Below are 16945 nucleotides of genomic sequence, written 5' to 3' on the forward strand. Positions count from 1 at the left end.
GCACGTTGTTGCGATTTGTCGCTAACATATGGCTTGTTACCGCACTTTGCTGCGATTTTGATCTGACCCCAAAGTGCGGTTTGATTCGGAGACTTACAGTGCCATTTGGTAAATGCGATACATATCCGCTTCGCGCAACACTTTGGCGGAGCCCATTTTGCCGTTAACGGCAAGGCTGCATTGTTTTGCCATCTGCTGCAATTGTTCGTCGCTTGGCGTAATGCCCAATTCGCGCAGTGAGGTCGGCATGGCAATGCTGCGGTAAAACGCTTCCATCGCTTCAATCCCTTTCAGCGCAATCTCTTGCTCACTGCCGTCTGCACTTACGCCCATGACGTTTAGCGCAAAACGCACGAACGGTGCAAGGCAATCTTGATAGACATAACGCGCCCAGCTTCCCCAAATTGCCGCCAAGCCAGCACCGTGTGCCACATCGAACATGCCGCCGACTTCGTGTTCCAACATATGGGTCGCCCAATCTCCGCCGCCGTTGCCGCAACCGGTCAAGTCGTTGTGCGCCAAGCTGCCAGCCCACATGATTTCGGCACGGGCGGAATAATCATTCGGGTTGCCATGCAGGATTTGTGCGTTGCGCATTACGGTGCGCAGCAAGGCTTCGGCAATGCTGGTGGTGATTTCCATACTGCCGTTGGCGGTGAAATAGCGCTCCATGGTGTGCATTAAAATATCAACGCAGCCGCTGGCGGTTTGGTAATCAGGCAACGTGAGGGTCAATTCGGGATTCATGACGGCGAATTTCGGACGGGATAAATCGTCGTCATAAGCGCGTTTGATTCCGACCTCGTCTTTTGTGATCACCGAACCGCCGCTCATTTCGCTGCCGGCAGCGGCAATGGTTAACACCACGCCAAGCGGCAAGCAGGCGCTTGCTTTACGGCTGTGTTCAAATAAATCCCACACATCGCCGTCTTCCGCCGCGCCGTAGCCGATGGCCTTGGCGGAGTCAATTACACTGCCGCCGCCGACTGCCAGAATAAAATCCACCTGTTCGCGACGGCAAAGTTCGATTCCTTGATAAACTAATGACAAGCGCGGGTTCGGCACCACACCGCCGAGTTCTACGCTTGCGATCCCTGCCGCCGCCAAGGCGTTTTTCACTCGCGCCAACAGCCCGGAACGAATCACGCTGCCGCTGCCGTAATGCAGCAAGACTTTTTTGGCGTTGAGCGATTGGACTAAATCGCCGACCTGATTTTCGCTTTGTTTACCGAAAATCACTTTGGTTGGGGCGAAATAAGTGAAGTTGTTCATTTTGAGCTCCTGGTTATTATTAATAAATGGCTAGCTACCAGTATAAGTTCAGATGTTGTGGAGATAAATAGGTAATACAAGAAAATAGCGCCGGGCAAGTGATTTGGGGATCACTTGCCCGGCGGATTGGCTTGCGACGGGTTAAGCAAACAGATCGTTTAACCCTTTGGCAATGGTCGGGTGGGGAAGATTTGGTTTTTGAAGTAGCCCGCCGGGATCCGATGATCGATTGCCGCTTTGAATAAATTAATCAATTCAACAGCGCTCGTATCATGGCAAAAGAAGCAAACGGTGTACCAAAGCGGTGCGAAAAACGGCTTTTGTTATAGAAGGTAACATACGGCAAAGTGCGGTTTGCGCTTATAGCCAGTCTTGCTTTAACAATGCTTTTTTCAATTGGGCGTAGATAATCGGCGCGCTGATCAAGCCGGCAATCCCGAACGCGGCTTCCATGAATAACATTATGATCAGTAGTTCCCAAGCGGCGGCTTTGATTTTATGCCCGATAATATGCGCATTGAGAAAATATTCCAGTTTATGGATCACAATCAGCCAGCCTAATGACATCCCGGCGACGCTGAGCCCGTCGTTTAAGCTGATAATCACGATAAAGCCGTTGGAAATCAGGTTGCCGACCACCGGAATCAGCCCGGCAAAAAAGGTGAGCGCCACCAAGGTGCCGGACAACGGCAACGTCTTGCCGAGCAGGGGCAGCAGCACTAACAGGTAAAGTGCGGTCAGAAATGTGTTGAGAAGCGCAATCCGCACTTGTCCGAAAAATACATCGCTAAAGCCTTTCAATAAGTCGATAAACTGGAGGTGAATCGTGCGGGCAAGCGGTTTTGGGCTCAAGGGGGAAAACAACGGCAGCTGCACGGCGGCAATGGCACCGATGACGATTCCGGCAAGTATGTGTCCGACGCCGCGCAAAGTATGGATTCCCGCCAATTGCAGCGCTGCGGCATGGGATTTGAAGAAGTGCGACAGGCTTTGTTTCAGCGTATCCAGCGAGGCGGGAATATGCTCGGCAAGCCCGTGCGGCAGCGTGGCGTGCAGTTGATCCAGAATCGCCGCCGATCGCGCCATTAAGGCAGTTAAGGAATAGCGGTCGGTTTTGTCGTCCAACCAGTCGCTTAACAGAAACAACACGGCAATCAACGCGAAGCACAATAGCAAGGCGCCGATGAGTTCCGAATGGCGCAACCCATTGTGCCAACGGCGCAGTTGTCGGCTCAGGGCAGTGACGGCAGAGTAGCTGATCAAGGCGGCAAACAGCGCCGATGTCAGCTGCAGCCATAACACCGGCAGCCACATAATCAAGACGGCACTGATGGTCAGCAAAAAAGTATTGGCGGTTAATATCGCGTTATTACGCATGGTAAGCGGCTCATTTCGGCGGATCATGTGCTGATTTTACACCGTCACAGCCGATTTTTATAGCGTTTAAATTTTGCGCTCCGACGAAATGTCAGGCGGATGTATTGAATTGCTTCCGCCTGACAACCGACAGCATGACGGTCAAGCAAACAGATCGTTTAACCCTTCGGCAATGGTCGGGTGGGTGAAGATCTGGTTTTTGAAATAGCCCGCCGGGATCCGATGATCGATTGCGGCTTTGAATAAATTAATCAATTCATGTGCTTCGGCACAGAACAGCGTGACGCCGAGTATTTCATCACTCTCGTTATCAATAATCGCTTTCAGCAAACCGTCGGTTTGGTTTAAGACTTTGGCTTTCGGAATCGCTTCGGCTTTCAGGCGGGCGACACGGTAAGTACGTCCGGATTGTGCGGCTTGGCTTTCCGTCATCCCGATTTGTGCTAACGGCGGCTCGGTGAACACCGCGGTCGGGAATACCAGCCGATCTTGGGTGTGGCGTTTGCCTTCAGCCAATAATTGTTCGCGCACGATACGATAATCATCCAACGAAATATAGGTAAATTGCGGGCTGCCCGCCACATCGCCCATTGCCCAAATGTGCGGTTTAACCCGTAATTGGTTGTCGGTTTGGATAAATCCGCGTTCGCTGACGGCAATTCCGGCATTTTCCAAGCCCAAACCGTCGGTGTTCGGACGACGTCCAATCGCCACCAATACGGCGTCGGCGGTGAAATTTCCCTGCGAAGTCATCGCGTTGGTTCCGACCGCACTTTGCTCAAAGCGTTGCACCGCTGCGCCTAAGACGATTTCGACGCCACGCGATTTCAGGACGCGTGCCATTTCATCGGCGATATCGCGATCTTCCCGAGGCAGGAACGTATCGCCGACATCCACCACCGTGACGGCACTGCCGAATTGGCTATACATAAAGGCAAATTCCAATGCGATATAACCGGCGCCGATAATGATCAAACGTTGCGGGCGTTGGCTTAAGGATAAAATGCCGGTGCTGTCGTAAATGTGTTCGCCGTCGGCACCGGGAACATTCAGCGCAACCGGCTGGCTGCCGGTATTGATGAAAATACGTTCGGCATTGACGCGGAATTCGCCGTCCCGCCCTTGCAACAAAACGGTGTGTTCGTCGACAAAACGGGCTTTGGCGGTGATCACTTGCACATTATCCAAGCTGTCCAGTTTAGTGAAGTTAGCTGCGCGTAACTTAGCGATTAAACCGTTTTTGGCTTGCATAGCCTGTTGAAACGCCTGCTCTTTATCTTCAAGCGGCTGTTGGCGTTCGCCTTCGACCAACAGTTTTTTGGACGGAATACAACCGATATTGATACAAGTGCCGCCATACATCTGCTCGCTGGCTTCGACCAAAATGACTTTTTGCCCGTGTTGAGCCAAATCGGCGGCGAGGGTTTTTCCGGCTTTACCAAAACCGATGATTAAATTTTGAATGTCTAGTTGTTGCATATTGGGATCCTTCGGATGAGATTATTTCACTGAAAAACATGCTTTTAATATACACTGACGGAACGTATAACAAGCACCCATTATGCTCATAACTTACAGCAAAAATCTTATTTCTAGCGAAATTTTGTGGATGAGATCGCAAAAATGAACCGCACTTTGCGCCGGATTTTACTCTGCTTCAGATTGATATTCGACTTGATAAAATGCGGCTAATGCCTGTAATTGCGCACTTAACGGGTCAAACGATAGCTGTCGTCAATCAGCTCATAAATGGTTTGTTCTGCAACGCGATTCAGCACTACGCTGATCCAATGTTCCTTATTCATATGATAGGCGGGAAAAATACCGTTGATTGCGCGCAATGCCCCGACCAATTCCGGTTGCGCTTTCAAATTGATTACCTCCAGCCGTTCCTCACTATGCAAACCTAATTTATTTGCCTCCACCTTCATCAACAAACAAAACCATTTACGGTCGGCATGACGAAAAACCGCATAATCGGGATATTTCACCCAAGGATAATCGGGGGCGGCGCTGTATTGGGTGTTGATATAGTGAATCAGCTGTTCGGCGGTCATGTTTACTTTTCCTAAAATAAATAAGATAGCATATTATGTCGTAAAATGGGCTTGGACTATAGTAAGTGAGGCGGAAAATTGGCTTGGAAAGCCAGCCAAACCGCACTTTGCCTTTTTCTGCACAATCGCTTTTCACTTGCTCGCGATTTCTATTACAATAGCCTTAACTTTTTTGCAAATTAAGGAATTATTATGATTATCGTAACAGGTGGTGCAGGATTTATCGGTAGTAATATCGTGAAGGCGTTAAATGATCTCGGACGCAAGGATATTTTGGTGGTGGACAACCTCACCGACGGCACGAAATTCGCCAATTTGGTGGATTTGGACATCGCCGACTATTGCGATAAAGAGGATTTTATCGCCTCGATTATCGCCGGTGACGAATTCGGTGAGATCGAGGCGGTGTTCCACGAGGGCGCATGTTCCGCCACCACCGAATGGAACGGTAAATATGTGATGAGCAACAACTACGAATATTCGAAAGAGTTGTTGCATTATTGCTTGGATCGCCGCATTCCGTTTTTATACGCCTCTTCTGCCGCGACTTACGGCGACAAAACCGAATTCAAAGAACAGCGCGAGTTTGAAGGGCCGTTGAATGTGTATGGCTATTCCAAATTCCTGTTCGACCAATATGTGCGCGAAATCCTGCCGGAAGCGGAATCGCCGGTGTGCGGCTTCCGTTATTTTAATGTTTACGGCCCGCGCGAAAACCATAAAGGCAGCATGGCGAGCGTGGCATTTCATTTAAATAATCAAATTTTAAAAGGGGAAAATCCGAAACTGTTTGCCGGCAGCGAACATTTCCGCCGTGATTTCGTCTATGTCGGCGATGTGGCGCAGGTGAATATCTGGTGTTGGCAGCACGGTGTTTCAGGCATTTACAACTGTGGCACCGGCAATGCCGAATCGTTTGAAGAGGTCGCCAAAGCGGTGGTGAAATTCCATCAGCAAGGGCAAATCGAAACCATTCCGTTCCCGGAACATCTGAAAAGCCGTTATCAGGAATATACCCAAGCGGATTTAACCAATCTGCGCGCCACCGGCTATGATAAACCGTTCAAGACCGTTGCCGAAGGCGTGGCGGAATATATGGCATGGCTAAACAAAAAGTAGTAAGTAAAAGGTAAGTGAGCAGAGCGCAATGAGAATTTTGGTAATCGGACCGTCATGGGTCGGCGATATGATGATGTCGCACAGCTTATATCAGGTGTTGAAACAGCGCGATCCGCACTGTGTGATTGATGTGCTTGCGCCGAATTGGTGTCGTGCGCTGTTGTCGAGAATGCCCGAAGTCAACAAGGCGATTGCCATGCCCATCGGACACGGCAGCTTTGCTTTGGGCGAGCGTTACCGTTTGGGCAAATCGCTGCGCAAGCAATACGATCAGGCGATCATTCTGCCTAATTCGTTGAAATCGGCGTTTATTCCGTTGTTTGCCAAAATCCCGCAACGCCGTGGTTGGAAAGGCGAAAGCCGTTATTTTGTGCTCAATGACCTGCGCAGCAACAAACGGGATTACCCGTTGATGGTGCAGCGTTATACCGCACTTGCCTTCGAGAAAAGTGCGGTTCCGGCGGCTAGCGAATTGCCGATTCCGTATCCGTATTTAACGGTCGAGGCAGCGCAGCGCGATAAAACCTGCCACAAATTTGCCAAGCAGACCGCACTTGCCGACAACCGCCCGATTATCGGTTTTTGCCCAGGCGCGGAATTCGGACCGGCAAAACGCTGGCCGCATTACCATTACGCCAAACTGGCGGAATTGCTGATTGCGCAGGGCTACCAAATCCATATTTTCGGCTCAAGCAAAGACGATAGCGTTGCCGAACAGATCCGCAGCAGTCTGCCAACCGCACTTCAGCGCTACTGTATCAATCTTGCCGGGCAAACCCAGCTGGAAGAAGCAATTGATTTGATCTCTTGCTGTACGGCGGTAGTCAGCAATGATTCCGGCTTAATGCACATCGCCGCCGCCTTACAACGCCCGCTGGTCGCGCTCTACGGCCCGACCAGCCCGCAATACACGCCGCCGTTGAGCGACAAGGTGGAAATCATCCGCCTGATTGAAGGCGGCTTAATCAAAGTGCGCAAAGGCAGCGACAGCGCAGAGGGCTACCACCAAAGTTTGATTGATATTCAGCCGGAATTGGTGGTGGAAAAGCTGACCGCACTTTTAAAGCGATAAGGCAAAGCGCATGAAAATCTGCCTCGTCAAAACCTCCTCAATGGGCGATATTTTGCATACGCTACCGGCTTTAACCGACGCACAACGTGCGGTTGCCGATTTGCAGGTGGATTGGGTGGTGGAGGAAAACTTTGCCGAAATTCCACGCTGGCATTCGGCGGTGAATCGAGTGGTTCCGATTGCATTACGCCGTTGGCGTAAGCAGCCGTTGAGTGCGCAAACACAGGAGGAGTGGCGACAATACCGCACTTTGCTGCAACAACAGCAGTATGACGCGGTGATTGATGCGCAGGGGCTAGTGAAAAGTGCGGTTTTTGCCACACGGTTGGCGCATGGCACAAAACACGGTTATGACCGTCGGTCGATTCGCGAACCGCTGGCGAGTTTTTTCTATGATAAAACCTATACCATCAGCTATCAACAACATGCCGTCGAACGGATTCGCCAGTTGTTTGCCCACAGTTTAGGCTATGTGTTACCAAGTGAACAAGGCGATTACGGCATTGCCCGCCATTTCTTAACGCAAACAAACAACACAACGCCGTATCTCATTTTTATCCACTCAACTACGCGCGATGATAAGCACTGGTCAGAAAGCGCATGGCGCGAGCTGATAACCGCACTTGCGCCGTCCGGTTATCAAATCCAACTGCCGTGGGGCAACGAAAAAGAGCGGTCACGCGCCGAACGCTTGGCGCACGGTATTGATTATGTGCAGGTGCTGCCGAAAACCACGCTGTCGCAAATTGCGGAAAAAATTGCCCATGCGCAAGCGGTGGTTTCGGTCGATACCGGCTTGTCCCACCTCACCGCCGCGTTGGATAAACCCAACATTACCCTTTATGGTGCAAGCGATCCTAAACTGATCGGCAGTTACGGTAAAAACCAAACCGCACTGGCGGCGGAGAGTATGGATAAGATTGGACCACAACAGGTGCTACAAACCTTACTCCCACAACTCTCGTCTAAAAATTAAATCAACGGGTTGCTTGAAACCGCACTTTTTACCTCCATATAACCCACATTAACCCAATCAATGTGAGGTAATTTATGACCACGATAGTGAGCGTGCGCCGTGACGGGCAAGTTGTCGTCGGCGGCGACGGGCAGGTTTCGTTAGGCAATACGGTGATGAAAGGCAATGCGCGCAAGGTGCGCCGTTTGTATCATAATAAGGTGCTGGCGGGTTTTGCCGGCGGGACGGCGGACGCATTTACGCTGTTTGAATTGTTTGAACGCAAGTTGGAAATGCACCAGGGGCATTTGTTGAAAAGTGCGGTCGAGTTGGCGAAAGAGTGGCGTACCGACCGGGCGTTGCGCCGTTTGGAAGCGATGTTGATTGTCGCCGATGAAACCGAATCGCTGATTATCACCGGTAACGGCGATGTGGTGCAACCGGAGGACAATATTCTGGCCATCGGTTCCGGCGGCAACTATGCGATGTCGGCGGCGCGGGCGTTGTTGCAAAACACCGAGTTATCCGCGCGCGAAATCGTGGAAAAATCGCTGAAAATTGCCGGTGATATTTGCGTGTTCACCAATTTGAATCAAACCATCGAGCAGTTGCCCGAATAAACAAGATAAGGAAAAAATATGTCTGAGATGACTCCGCGCGAGATTGTATCCGAATTGGATCAACACATTATCGGTCAAAATGCTGCCAAAAGAGCGGTGGCGATTGCGCTGCGTAACCGCTGGCGCAGAATGCAGTTGAATGATACGCTGCGCCATGAAGTCACCCCGAAAAATATTCTGATGATCGGTCCGACCGGCGTGGGGAAAACCGAGATTGCCCGTCGTTTGGCGAAATTGGCGAATGCGCCGTTTATCAAAGTGGAAGCGACCAAATTCACCGAAGTCGGTTATGTCGGTAAGGAAGTGGATTCGATTATCCGTGACTTGACCGATGTGGCGATGAAATTGGTACGCCAAACCGAAATTGACAAAAACCGTTACCGTGCCGAAGAAATGGCGGAAGATCGCATTTTGGATATTCTGTTGCCGCCGGCGAAAAACAGTTGGGGCGCGGAAGAAGAAAGCGATAAACAGAGCGGCACGCGCCAAGTGTTCCGCAAAAAACTACGTGAAGGGCAGTTGGACGAAAAAGAGATTGAAATTGATGTGGCGGCGGCTTCGGTCGGCGTTGAAATCATGGCGCCTCCCGGCATGGAAGAGATGACCAATCAGTTGCAGTCGATGTTCCAAAATCTGTCGAGCGGGCAGACCAAAAAACGCAAGATGAAGATCAAAGATGCGTTGAAAATTCTGGTTGAAGACGAAGCGGCGAAATTGATTAATCCGGAAGAGTTGAAACAGAAAGCGATTGAAGCGACTGAGCAGCACGGAATCGTGTTTATCGACGAGATTGATAAAATCTGCAAACGCGGCGAAAGCTCCGGTCCGGATGTGTCGCGCGAAGGGGTGCAGCGGGATTTGTTGCCGTTGGTGGAGGGCAGTACGATTAACACCAAACACGGCATGGTGAAAACCGATCATATTCTGTTTATCGCCTCCGGGGCGTTCCAAGTGGCGCGTCCGTCGGATTTAATCCCTGAATTACAAGGGCGTTTGCCGATTCGGGTGGAATTGAGCGCGTTAAGCAGTAAAGATTTCGAGCGCATTTTGACGGAGCCGAATGCGTCTTTAACCGAGCAATATAAAGCGTTAATGGCGACCGAGGGCGTGAATGTGGATTTCACTGCGGATGCGGTGGCGAAAATCGCCGAAGCGGCTTTCCGCGTGAATGAAAAAACCGAAAACATCGGCGCACGCCGTTTGCACACCGTGTTGGAGCGTTTAATGGATAAAATCTCATTCGATGCCAGCGAAATGTCCGGTCAAAGCGTGACTATCGACGCGCAATATGTTGTTAGCGCACTGGGCGATATTGTCGAAGATGAAGATTTGAGCCGGTTTATTCTTTAATCAGCTCGAGATAAGCTGAGCGAAACGGTTTGTTAGTGATAACAAACCGTTTTTTTATGCGTTACTTTGCGCCTCTCTATTTTTGTTTGAATAAAAGCATATTCTTGGGCGATTTAGTTGATACTAAAGCGTGTTAATGAATGCTGTTTAAACTATATCATAAGATCTCTTTTACCCAGCCAGTCGATAAGGAAGTGAGCATGAGACGTCAAGATCGTAGTAAACAGATTGTTAGCCGTATTTTAGAACACGCCGGGATCACGGCGAATGGTTCCCAGCCCTATGATATTCAGATCGATAATCCCCAGACTTATGCCAGGGTGGTTCAATTTGGCTCCATCGGACTGGGGGAAAGTTATATGGACGGGTGGTGGCATTGTGAGCGGCTTGATCAGTTTTTTTATCAATTATTACGTAGCCACGCTGATCGTGTACTGCCTGCCAGTATTCCGGATGTGATTCATGCCCTGTTAATGCGCGGCACGAATATGCAGTCACGCCGGCGGGCTTGGATTGTAGGGCGTGAACATTATGATTTAGGCAATGATCTTTTTGAAAAGATGTTAGACGGCAATATGCAATATTCCTGCGGCTATTGGGCGAATGCCGCGGATTTAGAGCAGGCACAAGCGGCTAAGTTGCGCATGATTTGTGAAAAATTAGGCTTAAAAGCCGGAATGACCCTGCTGGATATCGGCTGCGGCTGGGGTGGCTTGGCAAAGTATGCCGCGGAGCACTATGGCGTTAAGGTGACCGGCGTCACGATTTCAAAGCAGCAGCAAATTCTGGCACAACAGCGTTGCCGAGGGCTGGATGTGGAGATTTTGTTGCAGGATTATCGCGATATACAACGGCAGTATGATCGGGTGGTCTCGGTGGGAATGTTTGAACACGTCGGGCCTAAAAATCATGCGGACTATTTTAAGATTGTCGCCCGTGCATTAAAGCAGGACGGCATTTTTTTGTTACATACGATCGGTTCGAATATCACGTCGAATAAAGTTGACGGCTGGATTAATAAATATATTTTTCCGAATGGCAATTTGCCGTCGGTACAACAGATTGCGCAAGCCGCAGAGCGACATTTGATTATGGAGGATTGGCATAATTTCGGCAGTGATTATGACAAGACGTTAATGGCATGGTACGAGAATTTCTGCCGGGCATGGCCATCATTGGCAGCGAGCGGAAAGTATGATGAGCGCTTCAAGCGCATGTTTACTTACTATCTGAATTGTTGTGCCGGCGCTTTCCGCGCCAGAGATATTCAATTATGGCAAGTGTTGTTTAGTCCGAACGGCGTGGAAGGGGGAATCAAGCGCTACTGCTGAGGTGATAAAAATCGGCCCCGCTGTGGACGGGGCTGAATAGGATTAGGCTTGTGTGATTGCCGCAGGCTGTTTGGTTCGAATCAATTGTTGGAAGCCCTTTTCGCGAATGCGTTGCGCCTCGATACTGTCGCCTAGCTGTTCATAAGCATAAGCGGCAACGGTATAGTCCTCCGCTTTTGCCGTCAGAGGGTGTTGCAACACCTTATCAAGGTATCTTTTGGCTTGTTGAAACTCGTTTTTGTGCAATACCAAGTAACCTAAGGCGCGGTTATAAGCGAGTTTGAGTTCTTCGTCATTGCTGGCGGCGAGTTGTTTTTCCAGTATCTTAACCAGCTTATTGTCACTGGTAAATTGCAAGTGCGGTAGCTGCTGCAACAGCGCCAAGCGTTCGGTTTTGCTTTCGACTTTTTTCACGGTTTCCAGTGCCAATTCGTAAGCGGATTCATGATCATTCGCCGCAATCAAGCGTGTTATCATCCCGGTTTTGGCATAGATATCATTGTGACGTTTACGGCTTTGTTCTTGCCACCAAGCCAACAGCCCGTCAACGCCTTCCTCGTTCAATTTTTCATCCTGTAAGCCGTCCTCGATTTGATGGCGTAATTGCAGCAGTTTTTCACGGCTGTAATTCAATTTATTTTCCACCCGACCGAATAACTCATCCAATGAGGCGTAAGCTTTGGATTGCAGGTAAATATCCACTGCCAAACGCAAGACTTCGGGATTATACGGAGCGAGCAGCAGTAGGCTGTCGATTGAGCTACGGGCGGCGGACAGTTTGCCTTGTTGCAGCAGGATACGGGTGCGTGACAATTCGACTACCAAATTATCGTTACCGGCAAGTTTGGTCGCTTCAATCAGGTATTTATTGGCGCTGAACTCATCGCCTTTTTGCTGTGCCGCTTCCGCCGCTTTGATGAAATTGAGCACCGGTTCGGTGGCGTGTTTGGCATTTTTGCCGATCAATTTTTCCGCTTTGGCGTAGTCGCCTTCGTCCATTTTGATCAAACCGGCAAGGGTTTGTTTTTCCGCTTTCAGGCGTTTGCGGCGGGAAAACCAGCCGTAGGTGCTTTTGTTCAGACTACAGAAGCGGGAAATTGCCGCTTGGATCAGATAGACCGCTGCCAGAGACAATACAAACAAAATCACCAAGGTCGGAATGGTCATTTCGATGTCATGATTGGCGGTCGAAATCAACACATAGCCTTGTTTGCCGGAAAGATAAGGTCCGGCAACCAAGCCTGCCAGCAAAATCAGCATTAAAAAGAGAACTTTAAACATAGCGGTTGCTCCTATTATTGTGCTGAGGTTTCTTGAGCCGGCGCGGCTGGGACAGACGGTGCCGCTTCGTTTTCCGGCGCGGATGGGCTGTGGTCATTTGCCGCCGCTGTGTCGCCTGCGGTTTCATTCGCACGACTTTCCTGCCGAGTGGTTGCGGCAGGGGTATTCGTCTGTTCGCTTTCAGCCGGCGATTGCGCTTTCTTATCTCCGTCCTCTTCCGTATTAACAGCCGGCTCAGGCGTGCTATCCGTTACCTTTTTCGGGCTTTCCGCCGCACTTTTTTCCTGTGCTTTTGTGTTGGAAAACTGTCCTAATGTGCGGTAATCGCGGTTCAAAACGGTGCCGATTGCCTGCCATGCGCTTAATTGCTGCGGCGCATTGACATAAATGGATTGCTCTTTCAGTTGATCCACTTGTTGCAGGAACTGTTGAACCGAGAAATCGTCGGTGTCAAAGTAACTGCGAATCCAGCTGGCAACCGAATTTAACGATTGTTTATACACTTCGTTTTGTTGGCGCGGCACGGCTATCAACGCCACTTGCAAGCTGAGACGGATATTTTCTTTCAAGAAGATATCTTGATCCGGCGCTAAGAATTCGGGACGATTCGGATCTTTTTTCCGTACTTGGATAAAGTGGGAAAGGAACGAGGAGGCGCTCTTTTCTAAATTTTGTTGCCAATCGTCAATCGAATCGCTCACTTCCGTGTTGGCTTTATTTGCCGGATTCAGTGCCAAGACTTTCAAATTGTCCACTTGCGATACCAACAAGCTGAGTTGCGACATAATCAGATCTTGATCAACATCGTTCACCGTTTGTAATTGCGCCAAATCATTACTGATCGCCGTACGGATCGATAAGGCTTGTGAGGTCGAAACTTGTTGCAGGGTTTGGTTGGCTTCCTGTAGCAGCAATACGACGGTGTCGATGTCGTTATCTAACACTAATTTCCGCTGGGCATTGGTCAGAAGGAAATCGGCTTCCGACATCAGCCAATCGTTCGCTTCCGTCTTATTGTTAAAACTTAATTTATTTAATTGGTTACGCAGTTCGCTGTTTTCCGTTTTTTGCAGATCCAGAGCGGCGCTCAGCTGTTGAATTTCACGCTGGGTTTGTTGTCGCGCATTTGCTTGCGCGGTTTGTAATTCGGCAAACTGGCTTTGCAAAGCGGTTTTGACCGCTTCGCTATTGTCTTGCATTACTGGTTGAACCGCACTTGTGCTGGGTTGTGCTTGTAATTTTGCCAATTCGGCTGAAAGCGTACCGACTTGCTGTTGCAATGCGCTGAGTTGCTGGTTGCCCCAAAAATAGCCGCCGGCACCGACGCCTAACGCAATCAGGATGGCAAATAAGGACAAGCCTTTGCCGCCGGATTTAGTCGGTGGCGTTGCCGTGGTCGCAGAGTGTGGTTTTTCACGTGCGGCGGATGTGGTTTTTTCATCGTCCGTCGGTTGTTTGCTTTCGGGTTTCGTTACAGGTTTAACCGCCGCTTTTTTAGCATTGCTTGCCGTTTTGGTGGTTTTAGCCGAGTCGGTTGCCGATGAACTTTGCTTTTCTTTGGCTTCGGAAACCGTTTCAGTCGCAGTTGTATCTAACGAAACCGCACTTTGTTCCGCCGCGGAATGTTGCTTTGAGTCTGCATGGTTGTCAAGCGTTTGTTTTTCACTCATGTTTATCCTACCTTTGCTCGTTCAATTCGTGTTTCAATGACAATAGCGCTTCCAAAATCGAAGCATTATCCGCACGGTTGGTCTGGGTAATATTTTGCCAGCCACAGTCTTGTGCCAATCGGGTAATACGCGGACTAATCGTAATCAAATGACATTGAGTCAACCAATTATGGTCATTTTTTGGTACAAATTCCACTAAATAGCGCAAAATTTCGTTACTGGTGACCACAATCGTGTTGATTCCGGCGCGTTTCCAAATGCTAATCTGTTGAATATTATCATATTCTTTGGCGATTCGTTGATAACATTCCAATATTTCAACTTTTGCGCCGCGTGCACTTGCCTGCCGCCGCAGTAGATCCCGTCCACCGTTGCCGCGCAGGATAAGAAGTTGTTTATCGGTTAAGTGTTGCATTAATGGCAGGGTGAGCAAGCCTTCGCTGTTTTCTTCCGGATAGGGATAATGCACCGCACTTTCTATCATGCTGCTCAGATATTCGGCGCTGCGGCGCCCGACGGCGAAGTGATGCAAATCGCTGCGCCAATGCAAGCCGACATTACGCAACACTTGATCGGCATACCGGATGGCGTTTTTTGAGACGGCAAAGACATAGTCCCCGCTTTGCAGGTTCTGCAATTGCTGTGGCAGACGGTTGAGATCCGCTCCTTTTTCAATGCCGAACATGGGGGCGTACAAGGTTGCGAATCCCTGCTGGTTTAGCAATTGGCATAAGGCTTCGCCATTCGGTTCGGGGCGAGTAACTAAAACCGCCATCGGATCTCCTCCTCAAGCGTGATAAATCGCGTTTAAAATCTCGCCGGCGCCTTGCGCCAATAATTGCTCGGCGATTTCAATGCCCAGCTGTTCGGCTTCGGCGATCGGACGCTTACCTTCGGCGCGTAAAATCGTGCTGCCGTCAGGCTTGGCAACCAAGGCTTTTAGAAATAGCTGCGCTTCCTGAATTTGGGCGAAACCGGCAATCGGCACTTGGCAGCCGCCTTGTAAACGGCGGTTCATCGCGCGTTCTGCCGTGACGCAATAGTGGGTTGGCAAATGTTGTAACGGCTGTAACAGCTGGTTGATGTGGTCATCGTCAATGCGGGTTTCAATCCCCAACGCACCTTGTCCGGCGGCGGGCAACGATTGATTCGCCGGAATCAGCGAGCGGATTCGCTCGTTCAAGCCTAAACGTTTTAAACCGGAAGCCGCCAGAATAATCGCATCATAATCGCCGTTATCCAATTTGCTTAAGCGGGTGCCGACATTGCCGCGCAGCGATTTAATCCGTAAATCGGGGCGCAGGGCTTGCAGTTGCGCTTGTCGGCGCAGACTGGAGGTGCCGACCACCGCACTTGGCGGCAGATCCTCAAGTGCGGTATAGCGGTTGGAGACAAAGGCGTCACGCGGATCTTCCCGTTCGCAAATCACGCTCAAGCCTAATCCTGGCGGGAATTCCATCGGCACGTCTTTCATGGAGTGTACTGCCAAATCCGCACGGTTTTCCAGTAGCGCCAGTTCTAATTCTTTGACGAATAAACCTTTCCCGCCGATTTTTGCCAACGGCGTATCCAAGATGATATCGCCTTTAGTGACCATCGGAATCAATTCAATCGTCAGGGCGGGATACAAATGCTGTAAACGGGATTGGATAAAGTTGGCTTGCCATAAGGCAAGCGGACTTTGACGGGTCGCAATACGGATTATTTTTTTCATTTTCATCATGTTCGGTTGCTGAAAGAGTGATTAATCCTATCATTGTTGGCACGAATTGTCAGCGTTACGGCGAGGATTAGCGCGATTTCCTGTCGATTTTGTCGCATAAATAACGAATAAGCGCGATTTTGGGCTTATTTTGCGTAAAAAGTTGACGGGGAATGCACAGGAATGGATTATAATAACTCACATTTTTTATCAGATGAATCAATCGTAGAGGCTTATTGTGAATATCCGGGATTTGGAATATTTGGTGGCGTTGTCGGAACATAAACATTTTCGCAAAGCGGCTGACGCTTGTCACGTCAGCCAGCCGACATTAAGCGGACAGATCCGTAAATTGGAAGATGAACTGGGCATTTTACTGTTGGAGCGTACCAGCCGCAAAGTATTGTTCACCCAATCCGGGCTGTTATTGGTGGAGCAGGCGCGTAAAATTTTGCTCGAAGTGCAAATCTTCCGCGAAATGGCAAGTAATCAAGGCAAGGAAATGAGCGGACCGCTGCATATTGGCGTGATCCCAACCTTAGGACCTTACCTGTTACCATGCATGTTGCCAATGTTAGAGCAGGATTTTCCCGATTTAGAACTCTATTTATACGAAGCGCAAACCCAAACGCTGCTGGAAAAATTGGAAATGGGGCAGTTGGATTGTGCGATTTTGGCACAGGTGCCGGAAACGGGTAACTTTATCGAAGTGCCGATGTTTAAAGAAAAAATGTTATTGGCGGTTTCGCCGAAACATCCGTGGGCAAGTGCGGTGGATTTACCGTTAAGCATATTGAAAGATCAAGAAATTTTAATGTTGGATGACGGGCACTGTTTGCGGGAACAGACGTTGGATTATTGTTTTACGGCCGGGGCGCGTGAAAATAACCATTTCCAAGCGACCAGTTTGGAAACGCTGCGCAATATGGTTGCCGCCAATACCGGCGTGACTTTAATGCCGAAGTTGGCGATTATTAACGAAGGCAGCCGCCAAGGGGTGGAATATATTCCGTTTAGCGATCCTGAACCGTATCGCAGTGTGATTTTAGCCTATCGTCCCGGCTCGCCGCTGCGCACCCGTTATGAGCGAATTGCGAAAATCATTCAAAGTGCGGTTGCGCCGCGATTATCCGAATAAG

General features: G+C 49.7%; 15 protein-coding genes. 7 read left to right on the forward strand and 8 right to left on the reverse strand.

Annotation, left to right across the window (positions count from 1 at the left end; genetic code table 11):
• Nucleotides 1–93 precede the first annotated feature (93 nt).
• From ACWA5Z_RS05020 to ACWA5Z_RS05035, 4 genes are all read right to left on the reverse strand, one after another.
• Nucleotides 94–1272: an iron-containing alcohol dehydrogenase gene (locus ACWA5Z_RS05020; RefSeq protein ID WP_431054206.1), complete on the reverse strand. Its 1179-nt coding sequence runs from the start codon at nucleotides 1270–1272 to the stop codon at nucleotides 94–96.
• Between the two features lie 360 nt (nucleotides 1273–1632).
• Nucleotides 1633–2649 carry an AI-2E family transporter gene (locus ACWA5Z_RS05025; RefSeq protein ID WP_431054207.1) on the reverse strand — a complete coding sequence of 339 codons (1017 nt, stop codon included), beginning with the start codon at nucleotides 2647–2649 and terminating at the stop codon, nucleotides 1633–1635.
• 141 nt (nucleotides 2650–2790) lie between these two features.
• Nucleotides 2791–4128: an FAD-dependent oxidoreductase gene (locus tag ACWA5Z_RS05030; RefSeq protein ID WP_431054208.1), complete on the reverse strand. Its 1338-nt coding sequence runs from the start codon at nucleotides 4126–4128 to the stop codon at nucleotides 2791–2793.
• A 230-nt stretch (nucleotides 4129–4358) separates the two neighbouring features.
• The gene (locus ACWA5Z_RS05035) at nucleotides 4359–4706 is read right to left on the reverse strand and encodes an MmcQ/YjbR family DNA-binding protein (RefSeq protein ID WP_431054209.1); all 348 of its coding nucleotides are present in this window, start codon (nucleotides 4704–4706) and stop codon (nucleotides 4359–4361) included.
• 192 nt (nucleotides 4707–4898) lie between these two features.
• Between ACWA5Z_RS05035 and rfaD the strand changes: the two genes are divergently transcribed.
• The 6 genes from rfaD to cfa all read left to right on the forward strand — a co-directional run bounded on the left by rfaD (nucleotide 4899) and on the right by cfa (nucleotide 11153).
• A complete protein-coding gene (gene rfaD / locus ACWA5Z_RS05040) occupies nucleotides 4899–5825 on the forward strand; it encodes an ADP-glyceromanno-heptose 6-epimerase (RefSeq protein ID WP_431054210.1) in 927 nt (308 codons plus the stop codon).
• A 28-nt stretch (nucleotides 5826–5853) separates the two neighbouring features.
• Nucleotides 5854–6897, forward strand: coding sequence for a lipopolysaccharide heptosyltransferase II (waaF, locus tag ACWA5Z_RS05045; protein WP_431054211.1), 1044 nt, complete (start codon nucleotides 5854–5856; stop codon nucleotides 6895–6897).
• 10 nt (nucleotides 6898–6907) lie between these two features.
• Entirely contained in the window at nucleotides 6908–7873 is a 966-nt protein-coding gene (gene rfaC / locus ACWA5Z_RS05050) for a lipopolysaccharide heptosyltransferase RfaC (protein WP_431054212.1), read from the forward strand.
• A 74-nt stretch (nucleotides 7874–7947) separates the two neighbouring features.
• The gene (gene hslV, locus ACWA5Z_RS05055; RefSeq protein WP_431054213.1) at nucleotides 7948–8472 is read left to right on the forward strand and encodes an ATP-dependent protease subunit HslV; all 525 of its coding nucleotides are present in this window, start codon (nucleotides 7948–7950) and stop codon (nucleotides 8470–8472) included.
• Between the two features lie 18 nt (nucleotides 8473–8490).
• On the forward strand, nucleotides 8491–9822 hold the full coding sequence (gene hslU, locus ACWA5Z_RS05060; protein WP_431054214.1) for an HslU--HslV peptidase ATPase subunit: 1332 nt from the start codon (nucleotides 8491–8493) through the stop codon (nucleotides 9820–9822).
• Nucleotides 9823–10022: 200 nt separating this feature from the next.
• Nucleotides 10023–11153, forward strand: coding sequence for a cyclopropane fatty acyl phospholipid synthase (gene cfa, locus ACWA5Z_RS05065; RefSeq protein ID WP_431054215.1), 1131 nt, complete (start codon nucleotides 10023–10025; stop codon nucleotides 11151–11153).
• Nucleotides 11154–11195: 42 nt separating this feature from the next.
• On the opposite strand, the gene ACWA5Z_RS05070 is transcribed toward cfa, so the two are convergent.
• From ACWA5Z_RS05070 to hemC, 4 genes are read right to left on the reverse strand one after another with little or no spacing between them, the layout of a single operon-like run.
• On the reverse strand, nucleotides 11196–12434 hold the full coding sequence (locus ACWA5Z_RS05070) for a heme biosynthesis HemY N-terminal domain-containing protein (RefSeq protein WP_431054216.1): 1239 nt from the start codon (nucleotides 12432–12434) through the stop codon (nucleotides 11196–11198).
• Between the two features lie 14 nt (nucleotides 12435–12448).
• Nucleotides 12449–14104: a uroporphyrinogen-III C-methyltransferase gene (locus tag ACWA5Z_RS05075; RefSeq protein WP_431054217.1), complete on the reverse strand. Its 1656-nt coding sequence runs from the start codon at nucleotides 14102–14104 to the stop codon at nucleotides 12449–12451.
• Between the two features lie 7 nt (nucleotides 14105–14111).
• Nucleotides 14112–14879: a uroporphyrinogen-III synthase gene (locus ACWA5Z_RS05080; RefSeq protein WP_431054218.1), complete on the reverse strand. Its 768-nt coding sequence runs from the start codon at nucleotides 14877–14879 to the stop codon at nucleotides 14112–14114.
• 12 nt (nucleotides 14880–14891) lie between these two features.
• Entirely contained in the window at nucleotides 14892–15818 is a 927-nt protein-coding gene (gene hemC, locus ACWA5Z_RS05085; RefSeq protein WP_431054294.1) for a hydroxymethylbilane synthase, read from the reverse strand.
• A 226-nt stretch (nucleotides 15819–16044) separates the two neighbouring features.
• On the opposite strand from hemC, the gene oxyR reads away from it, so the two are divergent.
• Entirely contained in the window at nucleotides 16045–16944 is a 900-nt protein-coding gene (oxyR, locus tag ACWA5Z_RS05090; RefSeq protein WP_431054219.1) for a DNA-binding transcriptional regulator OxyR, read from the forward strand.
• Nucleotide 16945: the final 1 nt, after the last annotated feature.

The organism is Testudinibacter sp. P80/BLE/0925 (genome assembly GCF_053570785.1).